Below are 20,844 nucleotides of genomic sequence, written 5' to 3' on the forward strand. Positions count from 1 at the left end.
CCGACACCGCCCTCGGCTATACTCCCCAGCATTTCAAGTACCCGAGGTTTTACTGTGAAGAATTGGACATTGCGCCAACGCATCCTGGCGAGTTTTGCAGTGATCATCGCCATCATGCTGTTGATGGTGGTTGTCTCGTATTCGCGGTTGTTGAAGATCGAGGACAGTGAAGAAAACGTCCGGGTCGATGCGGTGCCAGGGGTGTATTACAGCTCCATGATTCGCGGTGGCTGGGTGGACAGCTACGTCTTGACCCAGCAAATCGTCGGCCTTTCGGGCAACCGGGAAATCACCGCCGAGGACAAGGCCCGCTACCAGGGCTTCGAGCAGCACCTGCGCGAAGAGATGCAGAACTACCAAAAACTGATCCAGAACCCGGCCGACCAAGCCTCTTTCGACGAGTTCGAGGTCAATCACCAGGCGTTCAACCAAGCCATGGCAAAGGTCCTGGACTTGTACCAGCGCAAGGACTACGAAGGGGCGCGGCAGGCCTTGGACAAAGAGCTGACGCCGGAATGGATCGGCGGCCGCGGGCATTTGAACCACATCATCGAGCGCAATCGTGAGCTGGCGGAAAACGCCACCCAGACCATCGGCGATGCGGTAACGGCGGCCAAGGTCGCCATGGGCCTGTCGTTTCTGGTCGCGCTGGTCGTCGCCGTACTCTGTGGCCTGTTGCTGATGCGGGCGATCATGGGGCCGATGAACCGCATCGTCGAGATCCTCGAGATCATGCGCAGCGGCGACCTGAGCGGGCGCCTGAACCTGGCGCGCAAAGACGAATTCGGCGCCGTGGAAACCGGCTTCAACGACATGATGGCCGAGCTGACCTCACTGGTGTCCCAGGCCCAACGCTCCTCTGTGCAGGTCACCACTTCGGTGACCGAGATCGCCGCCACCTCGCGCCAGCAACAGGCCACGGCCACCGAAACCGCCGCCACCACCACCGAGATCGGCGCGACGTCCCGGGAAATCGCCGCCACCTCACGAGACCTGGTGCGCACCATGACAGAGGTGTCCACCGCCGCCGACCAGGCCTCGGTGGCCGCCGGCTCCGGCCAGCAAGGCCTGGCGCGCATGGAGGAAACCATGCATTCGGTGATGGGCGCCGCCGACCTGGTGAACGCCAAGCTGGCGATCCTCAACGAGAAGGCCGGCAACATCAACCAGGTGGTGGTGACCATCGTCAAGGTGGCCGACCAGACCAACCTGTTGTCCCTCAACGCGGCCATCGAGGCCGAAAAGGCCGGCGAGTACGGTCGTGGTTTCGCCGTGGTCGCCACTGAAGTACGACGCCTGGCCGACCAGACCGCCGTGGCGACCTATGACATCGAGCAGATGGTGCGCGAGATCCAGTCCGCGGTATCGGCCGGGGTGATGGGCATGGACAAGTTCTCCGAAGAAGTGCGCCGGGGCATGGCTGAAGTGCAGCAGGTGGGTGAGCAACTGTCGCAGATCATCCATCAGGTCCAGGCCCTGGCACCGCGGGTGTTGATGGTCAACGAAGGCATGCAGGCCCAGGCCACCGGTGCCGAGCAGATCAACCACGCCTTGGTGCAGTTGGGCGATGCCAGCAGCCAGACCGTGGAGTCCCTGCGCCAGGCCAGTTCCGCCATCGACGAGCTGAGCCAGGTAGCCGTAGGGCTGCGCAGCGGCGTCTCGCGTTTCAAAGTCTGATGGGCGAACTCGAGACCCGGCGTGGCGCCGCACCGACGGCCCGCCAGTCGTTGTTCCTGGTGTTCTGCGTCGGCAACGAACGTTACGCCCTGCAGGCCATCGATGTGGTGGAAGTGCTGCCGCGCCTGCCTCTCAAGCCGATTGCCCGGGCGCCGTCCTGGGTGGCGGGGGTGTTTGCCTGGCGTGGCACGGTGGTGCCGGTGATCGACCTGTGCGCCCTGACCTTTGGCCAGAGCGCACAGGCCCGGACCAGTACGCGACTGGTGCTGGTGCGCTATCAGGGCGACGCGCAACAAACGGGACAGGTGCTGGGCCTGATCCTGGAACAGGCGACCGACACCGTGCGCTGTGACCCGGCCGATTTCAAACCCTATGGCCTGGACAACCGGCAGGCGCCGTACCTCGGCCCGGTGCGCGAAGATGCCCAGGGGTTGCTGCAATGGGTGCGGGTCAATGACCTGCTCGATGAATCCGTTCGGGCGCTGCTGTTTCCTGCGCCGCCGCTGAACCTCGACGACCTCGAGGCAACGCCATGAACAACGACCAGCGTTTTTTCGATTTTCTCAAGGAGCGCATCGGCCTGGATGTGACCTCCGTCGGCACCGCGATCATTGAGCGGGCCGTGCGCCAGCGCATCATTGCCGTGCCCGGGCGAACCGCCGATGAATATTGGCAGGGCCTGCAGTATTCGGCCCAGGAGCAGCAGGCGCTGATCGAAGCGGTAATCGTCCCGGAGACCTGGTTTTTCCGCTACCCCGAATCCTTCGCCACCCTCGCCAAGCTGGCAGTCAAGCGCCTGGCCGAGATCAAGCACCTGCGCGCGCTGCGCATCCTCAGCTTGCCGTGTTCCACCGGCGAAGAACCTTATTCGATTGCCATGGCCTTGCTCGATGCAGGCCTGGGACCGCATCAGTTCAAGGTGGACGGCCTGGACGTCAGCCCGCTGTCGGTGGCGCGGGCCAAGGAAGCGCGTTACGGCAGGAATTCCTTCCGTGGCGCGGAGCTGGGTTTTCGCGAGCGGTACTTCGACGCCGAAGACGAGGGCTACCGCCTCAGCGAGCGGGTGCGCGAACAGGTGCGTTTGCAAGTGGGCAACCTGCTGGATCCGGCCTTGTTGGTGAACGAGGCACCGTACGACTTTGTGTTCTGTCGCAACCTGCTGATCTATTTCGACCAGCCGACCCAACAGCAGGTGTTCGAGGTGCTCAAGCGCCTGACCCATCAGGACGGTGTGCTGTTTATCGGCCCCGCCGAGGGCAGCTTGCTGGGCCGACTGGGTATGCGCTCGATCGGGATCGCCCAATCGTTCGCCTTCAGCCGCCAGGGGGCTCCCGAGCCGCAACCGTTGCCGGCCTTGATGCCGACCCCGCTGCCGGTTCGTCAGCCACCGCCCCGCGTTGTCCCTCCGGTGATTCGACCGCGGCCGTTTGCGACGAGCGTGACGCCGATTGCCGAGCCCAAAAGCAGCGATGCCGCGACCTTGCTGGCCAATATTGCCGCCCTGGCCAACGCTGGCAAAAGCGCCGAGGCCCGCGTGGCTTGCGAGGCCTACTTGCGCAGCCACGCGCCAAACGCCCAGGTGTTCTATTGGTTGGGCCTGCTCAGCGACATGGCTGGCAGCGCCCTTGAAGCCCAGGGTTTTTATCGCAAGGCGCTTTATCTTGAACCGCAACACGCCGAGGCCCTGGTGCATCTGGCGGCGCTGCTGGCTTCCCAGGGAGACGCGGCCGGAGCCCGTCGATTGCAGGAACGCGCCGCCCGTAGCGGGCGCGCGGCAGACAGTGAGCACAAACGATGAGCGGTTCGGCTTCTTACACCGTCACCCATGACGATGCCCAGGCTATCGACGACTGCTGGAATCGCATCGGCGTGCATGGCGACAAATCCTGTCCGTTGTTGGTCGAGCATATTCACTGCCGCAATTGCTCGGTGTATTCGGCGGCCGCCACCCGGCTGCTCGACCGGTATGCCTTGCCACAGGATCAGCGGGATCTGTCCCTTGCCCCCGCGGACACCGATGTGGTCACGCGCTCGCTGCTGATGTTCCGCCTCGGCGAGGAATGGCTGGGCCTGACGACGCGCAGCCTGGTGGAAGTGGCGCCGTTGCAGCCGATCCATTCCTTGCCCCACCAGCGCTCGCGGGCCTTGTTGGGGGTGGCGAATGTACGCGGGGCGCTGGTGGCCTGCCTGTCGCTGGTGGAGCTCTTGGACCTGGAGCCCGGCGCAGCGGTGGTTGCCGGCGCACGGGTGATGCCGCGCATGTTGATTGTCGCGGCCAAGGGCGGGCCGGTGGTGGTGCCGGTGGATGAGGTGGACGGCATCCATGCCATCGATGAGCGCATCCTGGCGAGCGCTTCGCAATCGACGGGCAAGTACACCCGTGGCGTGCTGCCCTTCAAGGGTCGCAGCCTGCGCTGGCTGGATGAAGAACAACTGCTGTCCGCCGTGGCTCGGAGCCTGTCATGACCCCTGATCAGATGCGCGACGCCTCGTTGCTGGAACTGTTCAGCCTGGAAGCCGAAGCCCAGACCCAGGTGCTGAGCACCGGCCTGCTGGCCCTGGAGCGCGACCCGACCCAGGCCGAATACCTCGAGTCGTGCATGCGCGCGGCGCACTCCCTCAAGGGCGCGGCGCGCATTGTCGGGGTGGACGCCGGGGTCAGCGTGGCCCATGTGATGGAAGATTGCCTGGTCAGCGCCCAGGAGCGGCGCCTGGTGCTGGGCGCCGAGCACATCGATGCCTTGCTGCAAGGCACCGACCTGCTGACGCGTATCGCCACCCCGGGCAACAGCGTCGGCGCCCCGGACATCGACGCTTATGTGGGGTTGATGGGGCGGCTGCTTGATCCCAACGCGCCGCAGGCCCCGGCAATGGTCTTACCAAGCGTCGAGACACCGGTCGAGCCGCTACGCGTCGAGCTGCCGGAAGTGGAACTGCCCCCGACGACTGAGCCGGCCCCCAAGCGCAAACGGGTCACCGAAGGCGGCGAGCGGGTCTTGCGGGTCACGGCCGAACGCCTCAACAGTTTGCTCGACCTGTCGAGCAAGTCCCTGGTGGAGACCCAGCGCCTCAAGCCCTGGCTGGCGGCGATGCAGCGGCTCAAGCGCCAGCAAAGCAGCGGCTTGCGCGCCCTTGAAGAGCTGAACGTGCACCTCAAGGACCATGCCCTGAGCCTGCAAGCCCAGGAAGCCCTTGGCGATGCCCGCCGTTTGCTCGCCGAAACCCAGCAATTGCTGGCGCAGAAAACCGCCGAGCTGGATGAGTTCGCCTGGCAGGCCAGTCAGCGGGCGCAGGTGCTGTACGACACCGCGCTGGCCTGTCGCATGCGGCCGTTCGCCGATGTGCTTTCGGGTCAGGTACGCATGGTCCGTGACCTGGGCCGCAGTTTGGGTAAACAGGTGCGCCTGGAGATTGAGGGCGAGAAAACCCAGGTCGACCGCGATGTGCTGGAGCAGCTCGAAGCGCCGCTGACCCATTTGCTGCGCAACGCCGTGGACCATGGCATCGAACCCCCGGAGCAACGAATACTGGCCGGCAAGCCCGCCGAAGGCCTGATCCGCCTGCGGGCTTCCCATCAGGCTGGCCTGTTGGTGTTGGAGTTGGCGGACGATGGCGCCGGGGTGGACCTGGAACGGGTGCGCCGCAGCATCGTCGAGCGCGGCCTTTCCCCTGAGCAAACCGCCGCCAGCCTGAGCGAAGAGGAGCTGCTGACTTTCCTGTTCCTGCCCGGTTTCAGCCTGCGTGACAAAGTCACCGAAGTGTCCGGGCGCGGCGTCGGCCTGGACGCCGTCCAGCACATGGTCCGGCAACTGCGCGGTGCGGTGGTGCTGGAGCAGACGGCGGGCGAGGGCAGTCGTTTCCATCTCGAGGTGCCGCTGACGCTGTCGGTGGTGCGCAGCCTGGTGGTGGAGGTCGGCGATGAAGCGTACGCCTTTCCCCTGGCCCACATCGAACGCATGTGCGACCTGGCGCCGGAAGACATCGTCCAGCTCGAAGGTCGCCAGCATTTTTGGCACGAAGGCCGGCATATCGGGCTGGTGGCCGCCAGCCAATTGCTCAATCGCCCGGCGACGCAAGGCAGTAGCCAGACCCTCAAGGTCGTGGTGATCCGCGAGCGCGAGACGATCTACGGCGTGGCGGTGGAGCGCTTCATCGGCGAGCGGACGCTGGTGGTCCTGCCCCTGGACGAACGCTTGGGCAAGGTCCAGGACATTTCCGCCGGGGCCTTGCTCGACGACGGTTCAGTGGTGTTGATTGTCGATGTCGAAGACCTGCTGCGTTCGGTGGACAAGTTGCTCGATACCGGGCGCCTGGAGCGTATCGCCCGGCAGAACCAGGCCCAGGCCCCGCGCAAGCGGATCCTGGTGGTGGACGACTCCCTGACCGTGCGCGAGCTGCAACGCAAGTTGTTGCTCAATCGCGGCTACGACGTGGCGGTGGCGGTGGATGGCATGGATGGCTGGAATGCATTGCGCTCGGAGGATTTCGACTTGCTGATCACCGACATCGACATGCCACGCATGGACGGCATCGAGCTGGTGTCGCTGTTGCGGCGCGACAACCGCTTGCAGTCGCTGCCGGTGATGGTGGTGTCCTACAAGGACCGCGAAGAAGACCGCCGTCGTGGTCTCGACGCCGGGGCCGACTATTATTTGGCCAAGGCGAGTTTCCACGACGACGCCTTGCTCGATGCCGTGGTCGAATTGATCGGAGGGGCACGCGCTTGAAGATCGCCATCGTCAATGACATGCCCCTGGCGGTCGAAGCCCTGCGCCGCGCCCTGGCGTTCGAGCCGGCGCATCAACTGGTCTGGGTGGCCGCCAACGGCGCCGAGGCGGTGCAGCGTTGCGCCGAATACACCCCGGACCTGATCCTCATGGACTTGTTCATGCCGATCATGGATGGCGTGGAAGCCACCCGGCGGATCATGGCCGACAGCCCGTGCGCTATCGTGATTGTCACCGGTGACAGCCAGCAGAATGTCCACCGGGTGTTCGAGGCCATGGGCCATGGCGCGTTGGATGTGGTCGACACCCCGGCCCTGGGCGTCGGTAACCCGGCAGATGCGGCGGCGCCGCTGCTGCGCAAGATTACCAACATCGGCTGGCTGATTGGTGAGCGCAACAAGCGTGAACGACCTGCGCCAGCGGCGCAGCGTGCGGCAGTGTCGCGCAAGAGCCTGGTGGCCATCGGGTCGTCGGCGGGCGGGCCGGCGGCGCTGGAGGTGCTGCTCAAGGCGCTGCCGCGTGACTTTGCCCCGGCCATCGTGCTGGTCCAGCATGTGGACGAGGTGTTCGCTGCAGGCATGGCCGAGTGGCTGGGCAGTGTCTCGGGCCACACGGTGCGCCTGGCCCTGCACGGCGAGACGCCGCAGAGCGGCACGGTGTTACTGGCCGGGACCAATCATCATCTGCGTTTGTTGAAGGACGGCACCCTGGCCTACACCGCCGAGCCGGTGAACGAGATCTACCGGCCCTCCATCGACGTGTTTTTCGACAGTGTCGCCCAGTACTGGAGCGGTGATGCGGTGGGTGTATTGCTCACTGGCATGGGCCGCGACGGTGCACAAGGGCTTAAGCTCATGCGAGAGCAGGGCTATGTGACCATCGCCCAGGATCAGCGCAGCAGCGCGGTGTACGGGATGCCCAAAGCGGCGGCCGCCATCGACGCCGCCGCCCATATTCTCGCCCTGGATGCTATCGCGCCACGGTTGTTGGAGATTTTTACCCCATGATGAACCCCGCCAGCCTTGCGCCAGGGCGTACTCAGGTAAGCCACCATGAATGATCTGCAGCTCGACGAATTCAAGCGCGATGAAAACGCCGCCATGGTCTTGCTCGTCGACGACCAGGCGATGATCGGCGAGGCCGTGCGGCGTGGCTTATCGAATGAAGAAAACATCGACTTCCACTTCTGCTCCGACCCTCACCAGGCCATCGCCCAGGCCGTTCGCATCAAGCCGACGGTGATTCTCCAGGACTTGGTGATGCCCGGCCTGGATGGCTTGAGCCTGGTGCGCGAGTACCGTAACCATCCCGCTACCCGTGATATCCCGATCATTGTCCTGTCCACCAAGGAGGACCCGCTGGTCAAGAGCGCGGCGTTCGCCGCCGGGGCCAACGACTACCTGGTCAAGTTGCCGGACAACATCGAATTGGTGGCGCGTATCCGCTATCACTCGCGTTCCTACATGATGCTGTTGCAACGCGATGCGGCCTTTCGCGCACTGCGGATCAGCCAGCAGCAACTGCTCGACACCAACCTGGTGCTGCAACGGTTGATGAACTCCGACGGCCTGACCGGCCTGTCCAATCGCCGGCACTTCGACGAATACCTGGAGCTGGAATGGCGCCGGGCGATGCGCGACCAGAGCCAACTGTCGCTGCTGATGATCGATGTGGATTATTTCAAGTCCTTCAACGACAACTTCGGCCACCTGGAGGGCGACGAAGCCCTGCGCCAGGTCGCCACGGCGATCCGCGAGGCGTGCAGCCGTTCGTCCGACTTGCCGGCCCGCTACGGCGGCGAGGAGTTCGCCCTGGTCCTGCCGGGCACCTCGCCGGGCGGCGCCCGGCTGATGGCCGAGAAACTGCGCCAGAGCGTCGTCGCCCTGAAGATCCCACACACCACGCCCAACGCCGGCGCGAACCTGACCATCAGCATCGGCGTCTCGACCTTTACCCCCCAGCAGGGTAGCGATTGCCGGCAACTTATCTTGGCGGCGGACAAGGGGCTGTACATGGCCAAGCACAATGGGCGTAATCGGGTGGGGGTTGAATAAACCATCCTGAACAGCAGCAAGGTTGCTTTTGTGGCGAGGGAGCTTGCTCCCGCTGGGCTTGTAGGCGCTGTGTAGGAGCTGTCGAGTGCAACGAGGCTGCGATCTTTCCCCAGCCAATTGAGTCCCAAGCGAAAGCTCAAGATCAAAAGATCGCAGGCTTCGCCAGCTCCTACAGGACCCAGCGGGAGCAAGCTCCCTCGCCACAGGACCTGTAGCGTACAAGGAATTGGTGTTCCTAAAGCCGCCAGGCGGGCTGCCGCTGGCGCTTGATTACGTTATACTCGCCGGCTTTCAAAAGTTCGCCAACGAGTGCTGCCCGCCATGGAAATCAACCCGATCCTGAACACCATCAAGGACCTGTCCGAGCGCTCCGAAACTATTCGGGGGTATCTTTGACTACGATCAAAAGCATGAGCGTCTGACCGAAGTCAATCGCGAGCTTGAAGATCCGAATGTCTGGAACAACCCTTCGTACGCCCAGGAACTGGGCCGCGAGCGTTCTGCGCTGGCGCAGATCGTCGAGACCCTGGACGAGTTGTCCAGCGGCCTGGCCGATTGCCGCGACCTGCTGGACATGGCTGTCGAAGAGAACGATGAAGGCGCGGTCGGCGATGTAGTCGCCGAGCTGACACGCCTCGACGAGAACCTCGCCAAGCTGGAATTCCGTCGCATGTTCAGCGGCGAGATGGACATGAACAACGCCTACCTGGACATCCAGGCCGGTTCCGGCGGCACCGAAGCCCAGGACTGGGCCAACATCCTGCTGCGCATGTACCTGCGCTGGGCTGACAAACGCGGTTTCGACGCCACCATCATGGAACTGTCGGCCGGTGAAGTCGCCGGGATCAAGGGCGCCACCGTGCACATCAAGGGCGAATACGCCTTTGGCTGGCTGCGGACCGAGATCGGCGTGCACCGCCTGGTGCGCAAGAGCCCGTTCGACTCCGGCAACCGCCGCCACACCTCGTTCTCGGCCGTATTCGTTTCGCCGGAAATCGATGACAACATCGAGATCGAGATCAACCCGGCGGACTTGCGCATCGACACCTACCGTTCCTCCGGGGCCGGTGGCCAGCACGTTAACACCACCGACTCGGCCGTACGGATTACCCACGTACCGACCAACACCGTGGTCAGCTGCCAGAACGAGCGTTCCCAGCACGCCAACAAAGACACCGCGATGAAGATGCTCCGGGCTCGCCTTTACGAGCAGGAAGTGCAGAAGCGCAACGCGGCGTCCCAGGCGCTGGAAGACACCAAGTCGGACATCGGCTGGGGTCACCAGATCCGTTCGTACGTGCTCGATGCCTCGCGGATCAAGGATCTGCGGACCAGCATCGAACGCAGCGATTGCGACAAGGTGCTCGATGGCGATATCGATGAATACCTGATCGCCAGCCTCAAACAAGGGCTGTAACGCGACACCCATGCGGCGGGCAGGCACGCTTCCATCAAGGAGCATGACTCGCCCGCAAACTCCGGCCCGGGGCCGGGGGCAACGAACCTGTGATGGAATCCTTAAAGACATGAGCGACCTAGAACTCGACCCGCAAGCCCTGCAACAGGAAGAAAACTCCCTGATCGCCCTGCGCAAGGAAAAGCTTGCTGCCGAGCGCGCCAAGGGCCAGGCCTTCCCCAACGACTTCCGCCGCGACGCCTACTGCGACGTCTTGCAGAAGCAGTATGCGGACAAGACCAAGGAAGAGCTGGCCGAGGCGGCGATTCCAGTCAAGGTGGCCGGTCGTATCGTGCTCGATCGTGGTTCGTTCATGGTGATCCAGGACATGACCGGGCGCCTCCAGGTCTACGTCAACCGCAAGACCCTGCCGGAAGAAACCCTGGCCGCCGTCAAGACCTGGGACCTGGGCGACATCATTGCCGCCGAAGGCACCCTGGCCCGCTCCGGCAAGGGCGACCTGTACGTCGAGATGACCAGCGTGCGCCTGCTGACCAAGTCCCTGCGCCCGCTGCCGGACAAGCACCACGGCCTGACCGACACCGAGCAGCGCTATCGCCAGCGCTACGTCGACCTGATCGTCAACGAAGACGTGCGCCAGACGTTCCGCGTGCGCTCGCAAGTCATCGCCCACATCCGCAGCTTCCTGATGAAGCGTGACTTCCTGGAAGTCGAGACGCCGATGCTGCAGACCATCCCCGGCGGTGCGGCGGCCAAGCCGTTCGAAACCCACCACAACGCCCTGGACATGGAAATGTTCCTGCGTATCGCGCCGGAGCTGTACCTCAAGCGTCTGGTTGTGGGTGGCTTCGAAAAAGTCTTCGAGATCAACCGCAACTTCCGTAACGAAGGCGTTTCGACCCGGCACAACCCCGAGTTCACCATGCTCGAGTTCTACCAGGCCTACGCCGACTACGAAGACAACATGGACCTGACCGAGGAACTGTTCCGCGAACTGGCGCAGCTGGTTCTCGGGACTACCGACGTGCCGTATGGCGACAAGGTGTTCCATTTCGGCGAGCCGTTCGTGCGCCTGTCGGTGTTCGACTCGATCCTCAAGTACAACCCTGAACTGACGGCCGATGACCTGAACGACATCGAAAAGGCTCGCGCGATCGCCAAGAAGGCCGGTGCCAAGGTGCTCGGCTTCGAAGGCCTGGGCAAGCTGCAAGTGATGATTTTCGAAGAACTGGTCGAGCACAAGCTGGAACAGCCGCACTTCATCACCCAGTACCCGTTCGAAGTGTCGCCGCTGGCCCGTCGCAACGACGAGAACCCAAGCGTGACCGACCGTTTCGAGCTGTTCATCGGTGGCCGTGAAATCGCCAACGCCTATTCCGAGCTCAACGATGCAGAAGACCAGGCCGAGCGTTTCATGGCCCAGGTGGCTGACAAGGACGCCGGCGACGACGAAGCCATGCACTACGATGCCGACTTCGTGCGTGCCCTGGAATACGGCATGCCGCCGACCGCTGGCGAAGGCATCGGCATCGATCGCCTGGTGATGTTGTTGACCAACTCGCCGTCGATCCGGGACGTGATTCTCTTCCCGCACATGCGGCCTCAAGCGTAAGTGCTTCAACTAAAAAGCCGCCTGGAAGGGCGGCTTTTTATTGCCTGTCTGGTACAAACGTATCAATTGGTTACTTTTTCAAAGAGCGAGGAAGACCTGTCGTGAATCGTGCAATGGCTTCAGAAGGTGCAGCGGGCGTCGCCACGGCTGTCGCTGAAAGTGTTCAGTACCAAGGCCGCAAGGCCAGCCGACAGGGCAGTGAGCAGCGTCGCCAGGAGATTCTCGACGCGGCCATGCGCATTGTGGTGCGCGATGGCGTGCGAGCCGTGCGCCACCGCGCAGTGGCCGCCGAAGCCGGCGTGCCGCTGTCGGCCACCACGTATTATTTCAAGGACATCGATGACTTGCTCACCGATACCTTCGCCCAGTATGTGGAACGCAGCGCGGCGTTCATGGCCAAGCTGTGGACCAACAACGAAGGCCTGCTGCGGGAAATGGTCGCTTACGGTGACGGCAGCGCCCAATCGCGTTCGCAGCTGGCGGACGACATTGCCCGGATGACCGCCGACTACGTGCAACACCAATTGGACAGTCGCCGTGAGTACCTGATGGCCGAACAGGCCTTTCGCCAGGAAGCGCTGCTCAACCCGCGCCTGGCGGTGTTGGTGCGTTCCCACCAGCAGATTTTGCTGCACGGCACCTGTCAGTTTTTCCAGGTATTGGGCTCCCGTGAGCCGCAACAGGATGCCAAAGTGTTGACGGCGATTATCGGACGGATGGAATATCAGGGCTTGCTCAATGGCGCCGAGCCGGTAGCCGATGAAGATATGCTCGGCATCCTGACCCGCTACATGCACCTGGTACTGGCGTCGGTGTAACCCCTTGTGGGAGTAGGCTAGGTGGGAGCAAAGCTTGCTCGCGATGAACGATAACGCGGTCCCTCGATAGACCGAGGTGCCTTCATCGCGAGCAAGCTTTGCTCCCACACACACCTGCTCCCATATGTAAGGACGAGGCGCTGTGCCATAGGGAGTTCAAATGAAAGCCTGGCGTGCCGTTGTACTGGCCGTGTCGTTGCTGCTGCTCAGTGGTTGCCTGGTGTCGTTCAAGGCGCCGTTGCCTGACAGCGAAGCCGCGCCCGAGGGCCTGCTCGGTCACTGGACCAGCACCAATGCCTGGGGCGAACCGTTGAACCTGGAGCTGACGAAGGTCGGCAAGCACCGCTACCAGGCCATCAGCTACTTCAGGGCCAGGCCCCATGAGCGCGAAGCCATCCCGCTGACTGTTTCCCGTCATGGCAGCCGCTGGTATGTGTCGGCCAAGGTGCCGGCCCGGTTTGGCGGCCACTATTTGATCGCCGGTTTCGAGTTGACCGACAAGCAAGAGCTGGTGGTCTACAACCTGGACGTGGATCAGATCAACCAGGCCATCGTCCAGAAACGCCTCAGCGGCCAGCCGAACCAGAGCGAGGAAGGTGACGGGGTGCTGGTGGACAGCGACATGAACAAGGTTTTCAGTTACCTCGACGACCCGGCCAATTCCGATGTGTTCTCGGAGGCCGTGCGCTACCAGCGGCTGGTCAAATCCCAATAACAGCAACAAGCGGACGTTTTTTCACAGGAGTTCCGGGTGGACGATTACCAGCAGACGATACGCACCTTGTCCGATCGCATTGTGCTGGCGCAAACGCCGATTCGCATCCTCGACGCGGTGAAGTGGGACGAGAACATCCGCAAGGGCTTTCTCAAGGCCAAGGGCAAGGAAATGCCCGCGGTGGATCGCGACTATTACCTCAACCGGCCATTGTCCTTCGATTCGAGCAAGGTGAAGCTGGAGTTCCAGAACATCGAGCGTGACATCACCCGCCAGCTTGGGCAGTTCAACCCGGTTGGCCAGATCATGCGTCGCATGTGCAAGGAATACCGCATGGTGGTGCGCATGCTCGAGGCGCGTGGCACCGAGGATTTCGGGCTGATCTCCCAGGAACTCTATGGCGCCGCCTCCGATGCCTTCCACGCCGGCGACCCGACCCTGGCCGACCTGGGCCTGATGCTCTCCGATTACCTGAACAACATCGATGGCCGTGGCGACCTCAAGGACGAGCCCAAAGTCCTCAGCGCCAAGGAAGCCGTCAGCCTGCTGCAACACCGCCTCAACCGGGTGTTTGGCGAAGCCGAGGAAACCATCCGGGTGTTCGAGTCCGATGGCATCGTGGCCGACGCAGCGGCGGGTGCGGACTACATCAAGATCCGCACCGATGCGATGTTCAACGAGCGCGACGTGCGGGCGTTGGAAGTCCACGAAGGCCTGGTGCACGTCGGCACGACGCTCAACGGCCTCAACCAGCCGATCTGCACTTTCCTGTCCAAGGGCCCGCCCTCGTCCACGGTGACCCAGGAAGGCCTGGCGATCCTGATGGAAATCATCACCTTCGCCTCCTACCCGAGCCGCCTGCGCAAACTGACCAACCGCACCCGGGCCATTCACATGGTGGAGGAGGGCGCCGATTTCCTGCAGGTCTTCGAGTTCTTCCGCGAGCAGGGTTTTGAAATGGCCGAAAGCTACGGCAACGCCAGTCGGGTTTTCCGAGGGTCGGTGCCGACAGGGCTGCCATTTACCAAAGACTTGTCCTACCTCAAGGGCTTCATCATGGTTTACAACTACATTCAGTTGGCCGTGCGCAAGGGCAAGCTGGAACAGGTGCCGCTGCTGTTCTGCGGCAAGACCACCCTCGAGGACATGCGCACGTTGCGGCAACTGGTGGACGAAGGCCTGGTCGTCCCGCCCAAGTACCTGCCCGAGCAGTTCCGCGACATGAACGCCCTGTCGGCCTGGATGTGTTTCTCCAACTTCCTGAACCACCTGAGCCTGGACCGGATCGAAGCGGATTATTCCAATATCCTTTAATCGCACCACCAATCCCTGTGGGAGCGAGCTCGCTCGCGATAGCGTCAGTACAGGCAGTACGGCTGTGACTGACCCGCCGCTATCGCGAGCAAGCTCGCTCCCACAGGGGGACTGCGTTTACTTCTGACTTGCGAGGCTTCACCGGATGCGAACCCTCGGCATCATTTGCCTGTTGCTGGCCCTGAGCGGTTGCAGCTCCCTGCTGTTTTACCCCGAGCACGGCCTGCCGTTCACCCCGGAGCGGGCCAGGCTCGAGTACCGCGACGTCACCCTGACCACCGCCGACGGTCTCAAGCTCCACGGCTGGTGGCTGCCCGTCAAACCGGGTGTGGAGGTCAAGGGCACGGTCCTGCATTTGCACGGCAACGGCGGCAACCTGGCTTGGCACTTGGGCGGGAGCTGGTGGTTGCCGGAGCAGGGCTACCAGGTGTTGATGGTCGACTACCGGGGTTATGGCCTGTCCGAAGGCGAGCCGAGCCTGCCGGCGATTTACCAGGACATTGACGCCGCGTTCCAATGGCTGGACCAGGCGCCCGAGGTGCAGGGCAAGCCGCTGGTGCTGCTCGGCCAGAGCCTGGGCGGCGCGCTGGCGGTGCATTACCTGGTCGAGCATCCGCAGCGCCAACGGCAGCTCAAGGCCCTGGTGCTCGATGGCGTGCCCGCCAGTTATCGCGACGTCGGCCGGTTTGCCCTGAGTACCTCGTGGCTGACCTGGCCGTTCCAGGTGCCGTTGTCCTGGCTGGTGCCGGACGGTGACAGCGCGATCAGTTCCGTGGCGCAATTGAATGGCGTGCCGAAATTGATCTACCACAGCCTGGACGACCCCATCGTGCCCCTTTCCAATGGCATCCGCCTGTATCAAGCTGCGCCGCCGCCGCGGGTCCTGCAGTTGACACGCGGCGGCCATGTGCAGACATTCGCCGACCCGACCTGGCGCACCGTGATGCTGCGCTACCTCGACGACCCCCAGCACTTCGACGGCCTGCGCCGCCTGGGCGAGGTCCCGAATTACCCGAAATCACCCGTTGAATCACCTGAGAGCCCGCAATGAGCGAAGAACGTAACGCCATCCCCCTGATCATTACCGGTATCTGCAGCATCCTCGGCACCGTTGCGACGCTGTGGTACTACGGCTACCTGCACTTCGCCAAGCCCGAGGACGCGTTGCTGCTCAACCAATTCACCATGCTCAAGACCGTGCCGGGCGAGGACTACAAGGTTTCCCTGGAACCGGCCCCCCAGGTCGCCCAATGCATCGATGGTGTGCTGGTATTGTTCGACACCGAGCAGAAAGGCCTGACTGGCGTGCTGATCAACGAGAAGAAACGCGCGGTGCGCTGCATGGGCCAGGAAACGCCGCAAAAATTGCAGCCATAAGCGAGCCCCCTGTGGGAGCGAGCTTGCTCGCGATAGCGGTGGTTCAGCAGCCTAAATAGTGCCTGACACTCCGCCATCGCGAGCAAGCTCGCTCCCACAGGGAATGGATATTTGGCCATGAAAAAGCCCCGCCTGATTGAAGTCAGGCGGGGCTTTTTTGTTGCACTCAGCCGATCAGTTGGCGCTCATGGTCGAACGCGGGGCGACGGGTTGGTTGTCGTTGGAGATGGTCACTTCCACGCGACGGTTCATGGCACGGCCCGAGACGCTGGTGTTGTCAGCCACCGGGAACTCCTTGCCGTAGCCCTGGGTCACGATGCGAGCCGGATCGACGCCCATCTTCACCAGCGCGAGTTGCACTGAGCTGGCGCGGCGCTCGGACAGGGACTGGTTGTAGGAGTCCGAACCGGTGCTGTCGGTGTAGCCTTCGATGATCACCTTGCGGTCCGGGTTTTCCTGGAGGAACTGCGCGAGTTTGCTCACATTCGTCATGCCGCTGGCGCGCAGGTCGGACTTGTTGGTGGCGAACAGCACGTCGCCGAAGGTCACCAGCGTACCGCGTTCGGTCTGCTTGGCGTTGAGGCTGTCCTGCAGTTGCTTGATCTGCGCGTTGCGCGCATCGAGCAAGGCACGCGCACGTTCGTCACCGGCGTTTTTCAGCTCGGCTTCGGCGTTGCGCAGGGCGATGGTCTGCTTGGCCACTTCGACGCGCTGGTTGGTCAGGTAGGCCAACTGGTCGACCTTGGCTTCGTCTTCCTTGTCCATATAGGCCTTGTCAGCCTTGGCCAGGAAGTCGGCGGCGTCCTTGGTTTCCAATGCAGCCACTTTGGTCGCCGCTGGATCAGCCTGCAGGCCGTTGTAGTTGGTCCGTGCCTGTTCCAGGTTCGCGTTCGGGTCGTGGGAGCAAGCGGCCAGGGCTACGCAGGCAGCGAGCAGGGCGGGCATCATCAAGTGTTTGTGCATCATAGTCTGTCGTCCTTTTATCAATGAGAAGTACGTCGTGGCGTGAACGGCTTACTGAACCTTGTTCATGCCTTCCTGACGCAGTTCCTGAACCCCTTTCTGAGAATCCTTGAGTGCTTGTTCGGCCTTGGCGGCCTGAGCCTTGCGCTCGGCGACGCGGGCGTCCCACTCGGCTTGTTCGGCCAGACGCTTGGCTTCGTCGTATTTCTTGTCATGCATGGCGATTTCCGCCTGCTTGAGTTTGTCCTGGGCCGATTTCATTTCCACAGCAGCGAATTCGGTACCGCCGGCGCTGACGGCGCTGTTGACCGCCGATTGGGTCACCGCGTACTGCTCCGAAGGTGGATTACCGGCGCAACCGGCGAGAATGAAGCTGCTACCGATCGCCAGGGCAGCCAACTTCAAGCCGCGCAGGCCAGTGGATGAGGGTTTGGCAGTGCAGGTATTCATAGGCTTCAACTCCATTGGAAAACTCCTGAAAAAACGACAAATCCATGCTGGGACCGAAGCCGTGACGTCTGGTTTGGCGCTGGCGCCAAGGCGCGTTTATTTAAACAACCGTTCCAGTATGGTTACTCGGTGTGACCCGAGGCGTTTTTCAAAAGTTCAGCGAAGATGGCCATTCGCCAAAAGAATTACTGACTGATCGGTCAGCGGCAGAAAAGCTGAACTTTCAAGGCGCGCAGCGGTATTCCCGGCTTAGGGAAACCCTGCGTTTTTTTGGCGGGCGCGGATGTAGGAGCTGCCGAAGGCTCGGGCCGCGTTCGGACGATCTTTTGATCTTTCGCTTGGGACTCAAGCGTCAGGGGAAAGATCGCAGTCTCGCTTCGCTCGTCAGCTCCTACAGGAGTCAATGCAGGAATCAGTGTTTGGATTTGTCGTTCTGCGAGGAAAGTTCGTGCAGATGCCGGCGGGACAACGCGAGGAATCGCGGGGTCGGGCCCACGTCCTCGTACAGCGGGTCGCCTTCTTCATCGGTGGCGACGACTTGCGAACCCTTGATGTAGGGGAAGCTTGCTTCCAGCTCTTCCAGCGCCGCCCCGATCAGCTCGCCGAGCAGTTCCTCGGGATGGCGCTTGGGGTACATGTCGCAGATTGCTGCCAGCCGGGCGGCGGCTTCCACGTCCAGATGAATCGTGTAGCCAGTCTGGGTCAGACGGCCCTTGGCGTTTTCTTCCCAATGCTGGGCAAGCTCACGAATTTTCATGATGACCTCAATAAGCCTGCTCGTGGCAGGCGCGGTGAGTGACAAGCCGTTGTGTGGCTTAATCATGAGACTAGCTTTGTCCTGCAAGGTTTAAAGTCCCTTCGTCGCTTGTCATAAGCGACGGGCATCGGCACTCTCTGATCCAAGAGCTGTCCGGACTTTTTTGCTGGAGAAATGCTGATGACCGATATCGATGCCCGCTTGCGCGAGGACGTCCACCTGCTCGGCGAACTGCTGGGCAATACCATCCGCGAACAATACGGGGATGCGTTTCTCGACAAGATCGAGCAGATCCGCAAGGGCGCCAAGGCTGACCGACGCGGTTCCGTGGACGCCGAACTCAGCGCCAGCCTCAACCAGTTGAGCGAGGACGAACTGCTGCCGGTGGCGCGGGCGTTCAACCAGTTTCTCAACCTGGCCAACATCGCCGAGCAATACCAACTTATCCACCGCCGCGAAGAATCGCAGCCGGAACCCTTCGAGGCGCGGGTGTTGCCCGAGCTGCTCGCCCGGTTGCGGGCCGAGGGCCATGGCGCCGAGGCCCTGGCCCGGCAATTGGGGCGGTTGGAGATCGAACTGGTCCTCACGGCCCACCCCACGGAAGTGGCTCGCCGTACGCTGATCCAGAAATACGACGCCATCGCCGCGCAACTGGCGGCCCAGGATCATCGCGACCTGACCAGCGCCGAGCGCGCGCAGATTCACGAGCGCCTGCAACGCTTGATCGCCGAAGCCTGGCACACCGAAGAAATCCGCCGCACCCGGCCGACCCCGGTGGACGAGGCCAAGTGGGGGTTCGCGGTGATCGAGCACTCGTTGTGGCAGGCCATTCCCAATTACCTGCGCAAGGCCGACCAGGCCCTGCATGCCGCGACCGGCTTGCGCCTGCCACTGGAGGCCGCGCCGATCCGTTTTGCTTCGTGGATGGGCGGTGACCGTGACGGCAACCCGAATGTCACCGCCGCCGTGACCCGCGAGGTGCTGTTGCTGGCGCGGTGGATGGCGGCGGACCTGTACCTGCGTGATGTCGATCAACTGGCGGCCGAGTTGTCCATGCAACACGCCAGCGAGGCCTTGCGCGCCCAGGCTGGCGACAGCGCCGAACCTTATCGCGCCGTGCTCAAGCAACTGCGTGAACGCCTGCGCGCCACCCGCAACTGGGCCCACGCCTCCCTGAGCGCCGCCACGCCGCCTAGCGCCGATGTGTTGCAGCACAACCGCGAGCTGCTGGACCCCCTGGAGCTGTGCTACCACTCGTTGCACGAATGCGGCATGGGTGTGATTGCCGACGGGCCGCTGCTCGATTGCCTGCGCCGGGCGGTGACCTTCGGCCTGTTCCTGGTGCGCCTCGACGTGCGCCAGGACTCGACGCGCCATACCGCCGCCATGACGGAAATAACCGACTACCTGGGCCTGGGGCGCTATGAGGATTGGAACGAGGAGCAGCGCATCAGCTTCTTGCTGGCGGAACTGAGCAACCGGCGTCCGCTGCTGCCGGCCCATTTCAAACCATCGGCCGACACGGCGGAAGTTTTGGCGACGTGCCGGGAAGTGGCTGCGGCGCCGGCGGCGTCCCTGGGTTCCTACGTGATTTCCATGGCCGGTGCGGCTTCCGATGTCCTCGCGGTGCAGCTGTTATTGAAGGACGCCGGCGTGTTGCGGCCAATGCGCGTGGTGCCGCTGTTCGAGACCCTGGCCGACCTGGACAACGCCGGGCCGGTGATCGAGCGGCTGTTGCTGCTGCCCGGTTATCGCTCGCGGCTGCAAGGCCCTCAGGAAGTGATGATCGGCTATTCCGATTCGGCCAAGGACGCCGGGACCACCGCGGCGGCCTGGGCGCAGTATCGGGCCCAGGAGCGGCTGGTGGACATCTGCCGCGAGCAGCAAGTCGAACTGCTGTTGTTCCATGGTCGCGGCGGCACGGTGGGCCGTGGCGGCGGTCCGGCGCACGCGGCGATCCTGTCCCAGCCACCGGGTTCGGTGGCCGGGCGTTTCCGCACCACTGAGCAAGGCGAAATGATTCGTTTCAAATTCGGCCTGCCGGACATCGCCGAACAGAACCTCAACCTTTATCTCGCTGCGGTGCTTGAAGCGACGCTGCTGCCACCGCCGCCGCCCACGCCGCAGTGGCGGGACCTGATGGACGAACTGGCGGCCGATGGCGTCCGTGCCTATCGCGCCGTGGTGCGGGAAAACCCGCAATTTGTCGAGTACTTCCGCCAGTCCACCCCCGAGCAGGAACTGGGGCGCCTGCCCCTGGGCAGCCGTCCGGCCAAGCGTCGGGCCGGTGGCATCGAAAGCCTGCGGGCGATCCCGTGGATCTTCGGCTGGACCCAGACCCGCCTGATGCTGCCGGCCTGGCTCGGCTGGGAAACCGCGCTGAGCAAGGCCCTGGAGCGCGGCGAAGGTGAGTTGCTGGGGCAGATGCGCGAGCAATGGCCGTTCTTCCGGACCCGCATCGATATGCTGGAGATGGTGCTGGCCAAGGCCGACGCCGATATTGCCCGCTCCTATGACGAGCGTTTGGTGGAACCTGGGCTGCTGCCTTTGGGTGCGCAGTTACGCGACCTATTGTCGCAGGCCTGCTCGGTGGTCCTTGGGTTGACCGGTCAGTCGCAGCTACTGGCACATAGCCCTGCCACGCTGGAATTCATTCGCCTGCGCAACACGTACCTCGACCCGCTGCACCTGTTGCAGGCCGAACTGTTGGCGCGCTCGCGGCAACAGGATGTAGCCCAGGGCAGCCCCGTGGAACAGGCGTTGCTGGTGTCTGTGGCAGGGATTGCCGCCGGTTTGCGCAATACCGGCTAAGATCAGGCAGCGCACCGAAACGGCTCGCCCGGTGTTCCCGGGCGTTGTCCGCCGGGGGAGGGAACGGGTTGGCCAGGTGACAGTTCGTTGCCCGGTTGCGACTCTCGCCACCCCCTCCGAAGGTCGTATCGGGCGCGGGTTCCTCCGACTTT

At 63.1% G+C, this 20,844-nt stretch carries 18 protein-coding genes; 15 read left to right on the forward strand and 3 right to left on the reverse strand.

All coding sequences use genetic code 11. The features are described 5' to 3' along the window. The first annotated feature begins 54 nt into the window (after positions 1–54). The 14 genes from AB4Z20_RS23860 (at position 55) to AB4Z20_RS23925 (ending at position 15,711) form a co-directional block, all read left to right on the forward strand. Positions 55–1,677, forward strand: a complete 1,623-nt coding sequence (locus AB4Z20_RS23860) for a methyl-accepting chemotaxis protein (protein ID WP_253471815.1) — start codon at positions 55–57, stop codon at positions 1,675–1,677. Beyond that, positions 1,677–2,213, forward strand: coding sequence for a chemotaxis protein CheW (locus AB4Z20_RS23865; RefSeq protein ID WP_258690418.1), 537 nt, complete (start codon positions 1,677–1,679; stop codon positions 2,211–2,213). Before AB4Z20_RS23860 ends, AB4Z20_RS23865 begins: the two co-directional genes overlap by 1 nt. Continuing rightward, positions 2,210–3,475 carry a CheR family methyltransferase gene (locus AB4Z20_RS23870; RefSeq protein ID WP_258690419.1) on the forward strand — a complete coding sequence of 422 codons (1,266 nt, stop codon included), beginning with the start codon at positions 2,210–2,212 and terminating at the stop codon, positions 3,473–3,475. Before AB4Z20_RS23865 ends, AB4Z20_RS23870 begins: the two co-directional genes overlap by 4 nt. Then, complete coding sequence (locus AB4Z20_RS23875; protein ID WP_214511354.1) at positions 3,472–4,143, forward strand: chemotaxis protein CheW; 672 nt, start codon at positions 3,472–3,474, stop codon at positions 4,141–4,143. Before AB4Z20_RS23870 ends, AB4Z20_RS23875 begins: the two co-directional genes overlap by 4 nt. Next, a complete protein-coding gene (locus AB4Z20_RS23880; protein WP_442090695.1) occupies positions 4,140–6,404 on the forward strand; it encodes a hybrid sensor histidine kinase/response regulator in 2,265 nt (754 codons plus the stop codon). Before AB4Z20_RS23875 ends, AB4Z20_RS23880 begins: the two co-directional genes overlap by 4 nt. Further along, positions 6,401–7,411, forward strand: a complete 1,011-nt coding sequence (locus AB4Z20_RS23885; protein ID WP_214511356.1) for a chemotaxis response regulator protein-glutamate methylesterase — start codon at positions 6,401–6,403, stop codon at positions 7,409–7,411. The genes AB4Z20_RS23880 and AB4Z20_RS23885 overlap by 4 nt, the downstream gene beginning before the upstream one ends. Positions 7,412–7,456: 45 nt before the next feature. Further along, on the forward strand, positions 7,457–8,458 hold the full coding sequence (locus tag AB4Z20_RS23890; protein ID WP_253471824.1) for a diguanylate cyclase: 1,002 nt from the start codon (positions 7,457–7,459) through the stop codon (positions 8,456–8,458). A 321-nt stretch (positions 8,459–8,779) separates the two neighbouring features. Next, positions 8,780–9,875 (forward strand): peptide chain release factor 2 gene (gene prfB, locus AB4Z20_RS23895; protein ID WP_095963568.1). Its coding sequence is split into 2 segments (ribosomal slippage): positions 8,780–8,851 and positions 8,853–9,875, totalling 1,095 coding nucleotides; the frame shifts between segments, so codons are not numbered across the junction. A gap of 109 nt (positions 9,876–9,984) precedes the next feature. Continuing rightward, positions 9,985–11,487, forward strand: coding sequence for a lysine--tRNA ligase (gene lysS / locus AB4Z20_RS23900; protein ID WP_003198151.1), 1,503 nt, complete (start codon positions 9,985–9,987; stop codon positions 11,485–11,487). A gap of 101 nt (positions 11,488–11,588) precedes the next feature. Beyond that, positions 11,589–12,305, forward strand: coding sequence for a TetR/AcrR family transcriptional regulator (locus tag AB4Z20_RS23905; RefSeq protein WP_003198153.1), 717 nt, complete (start codon positions 11,589–11,591; stop codon positions 12,303–12,305). A 160-nt stretch (positions 12,306–12,465) separates the two neighbouring features. Continuing rightward, positions 12,466–13,020, forward strand: coding sequence for a hypothetical protein (locus AB4Z20_RS23910; RefSeq protein WP_253471826.1), 555 nt, complete (start codon positions 12,466–12,468; stop codon positions 13,018–13,020). Between the two features lie 36 nt (positions 13,021–13,056). After that, a complete protein-coding gene (locus tag AB4Z20_RS23915; RefSeq protein WP_003185001.1) occupies positions 13,057–14,334 on the forward strand; it encodes a flavohemoglobin expression-modulating QEGLA motif protein in 1,278 nt (425 codons plus the stop codon). Between the two features lie 145 nt (positions 14,335–14,479). Further along, entirely contained in the window at positions 14,480–15,385 is a 906-nt protein-coding gene (locus tag AB4Z20_RS23920; RefSeq protein WP_003198158.1) for an alpha/beta hydrolase, read from the forward strand. Beyond that, on the forward strand, positions 15,382–15,711 hold the full coding sequence (locus AB4Z20_RS23925; protein ID WP_003198160.1) for a hypothetical protein: 330 nt from the start codon (positions 15,382–15,384) through the stop codon (positions 15,709–15,711). The genes AB4Z20_RS23920 and AB4Z20_RS23925 overlap by 4 nt, the downstream gene beginning before the upstream one ends. Positions 15,712–15,885: 174 nt before the next feature. Here the strand turns inward: AB4Z20_RS23925 and AB4Z20_RS23930 are convergent, their stop codons facing one another. The 3 genes from AB4Z20_RS23930 to AB4Z20_RS23940 form a co-directional block, all read right to left on the reverse strand. Then, complete coding sequence (locus AB4Z20_RS23930; protein WP_027913149.1) at positions 15,886–16,674, reverse strand: OmpA family protein; 789 nt, start codon at positions 16,672–16,674, stop codon at positions 15,886–15,888. 51 nt (positions 16,675–16,725) lie between these two features. Then, positions 16,726–17,139 carry a DUF4398 domain-containing protein gene (locus AB4Z20_RS23935; protein WP_003198164.1) on the reverse strand — a complete coding sequence of 138 codons (414 nt, stop codon included), beginning with the start codon at positions 17,137–17,139 and terminating at the stop codon, positions 16,726–16,728. Positions 17,140–17,536: 397 nt separating this feature from the next. After that, positions 17,537–17,881 (reverse strand): hypothetical protein, encoded by a 345-nt coding sequence (locus AB4Z20_RS23940; RefSeq protein WP_025212083.1) that lies wholly within the window; start codon positions 17,879–17,881, stop codon positions 17,537–17,539. A gap of 180 nt (positions 17,882–18,061) precedes the next feature. Here AB4Z20_RS23940 and ppc point away from each other — a divergent pair, with 180 nt between their 5' ends. Next, positions 18,062–20,692: a phosphoenolpyruvate carboxylase gene (gene ppc / locus AB4Z20_RS23945; protein ID WP_214511360.1), complete on the forward strand. Its 2,631-nt coding sequence runs from the start codon at positions 18,062–18,064 to the stop codon at positions 20,690–20,692. Positions 20,693–20,844: the final 152 nt, after the last annotated feature.

It is taken from the genome of Pseudomonas sp. KB_12, assembly GCF_052114545.1.
Taxonomy (GTDB): domain Bacteria; phylum Pseudomonadota; class Gammaproteobacteria; order Pseudomonadales; family Pseudomonadaceae; genus Aquipseudomonas; species Aquipseudomonas brassicacearum.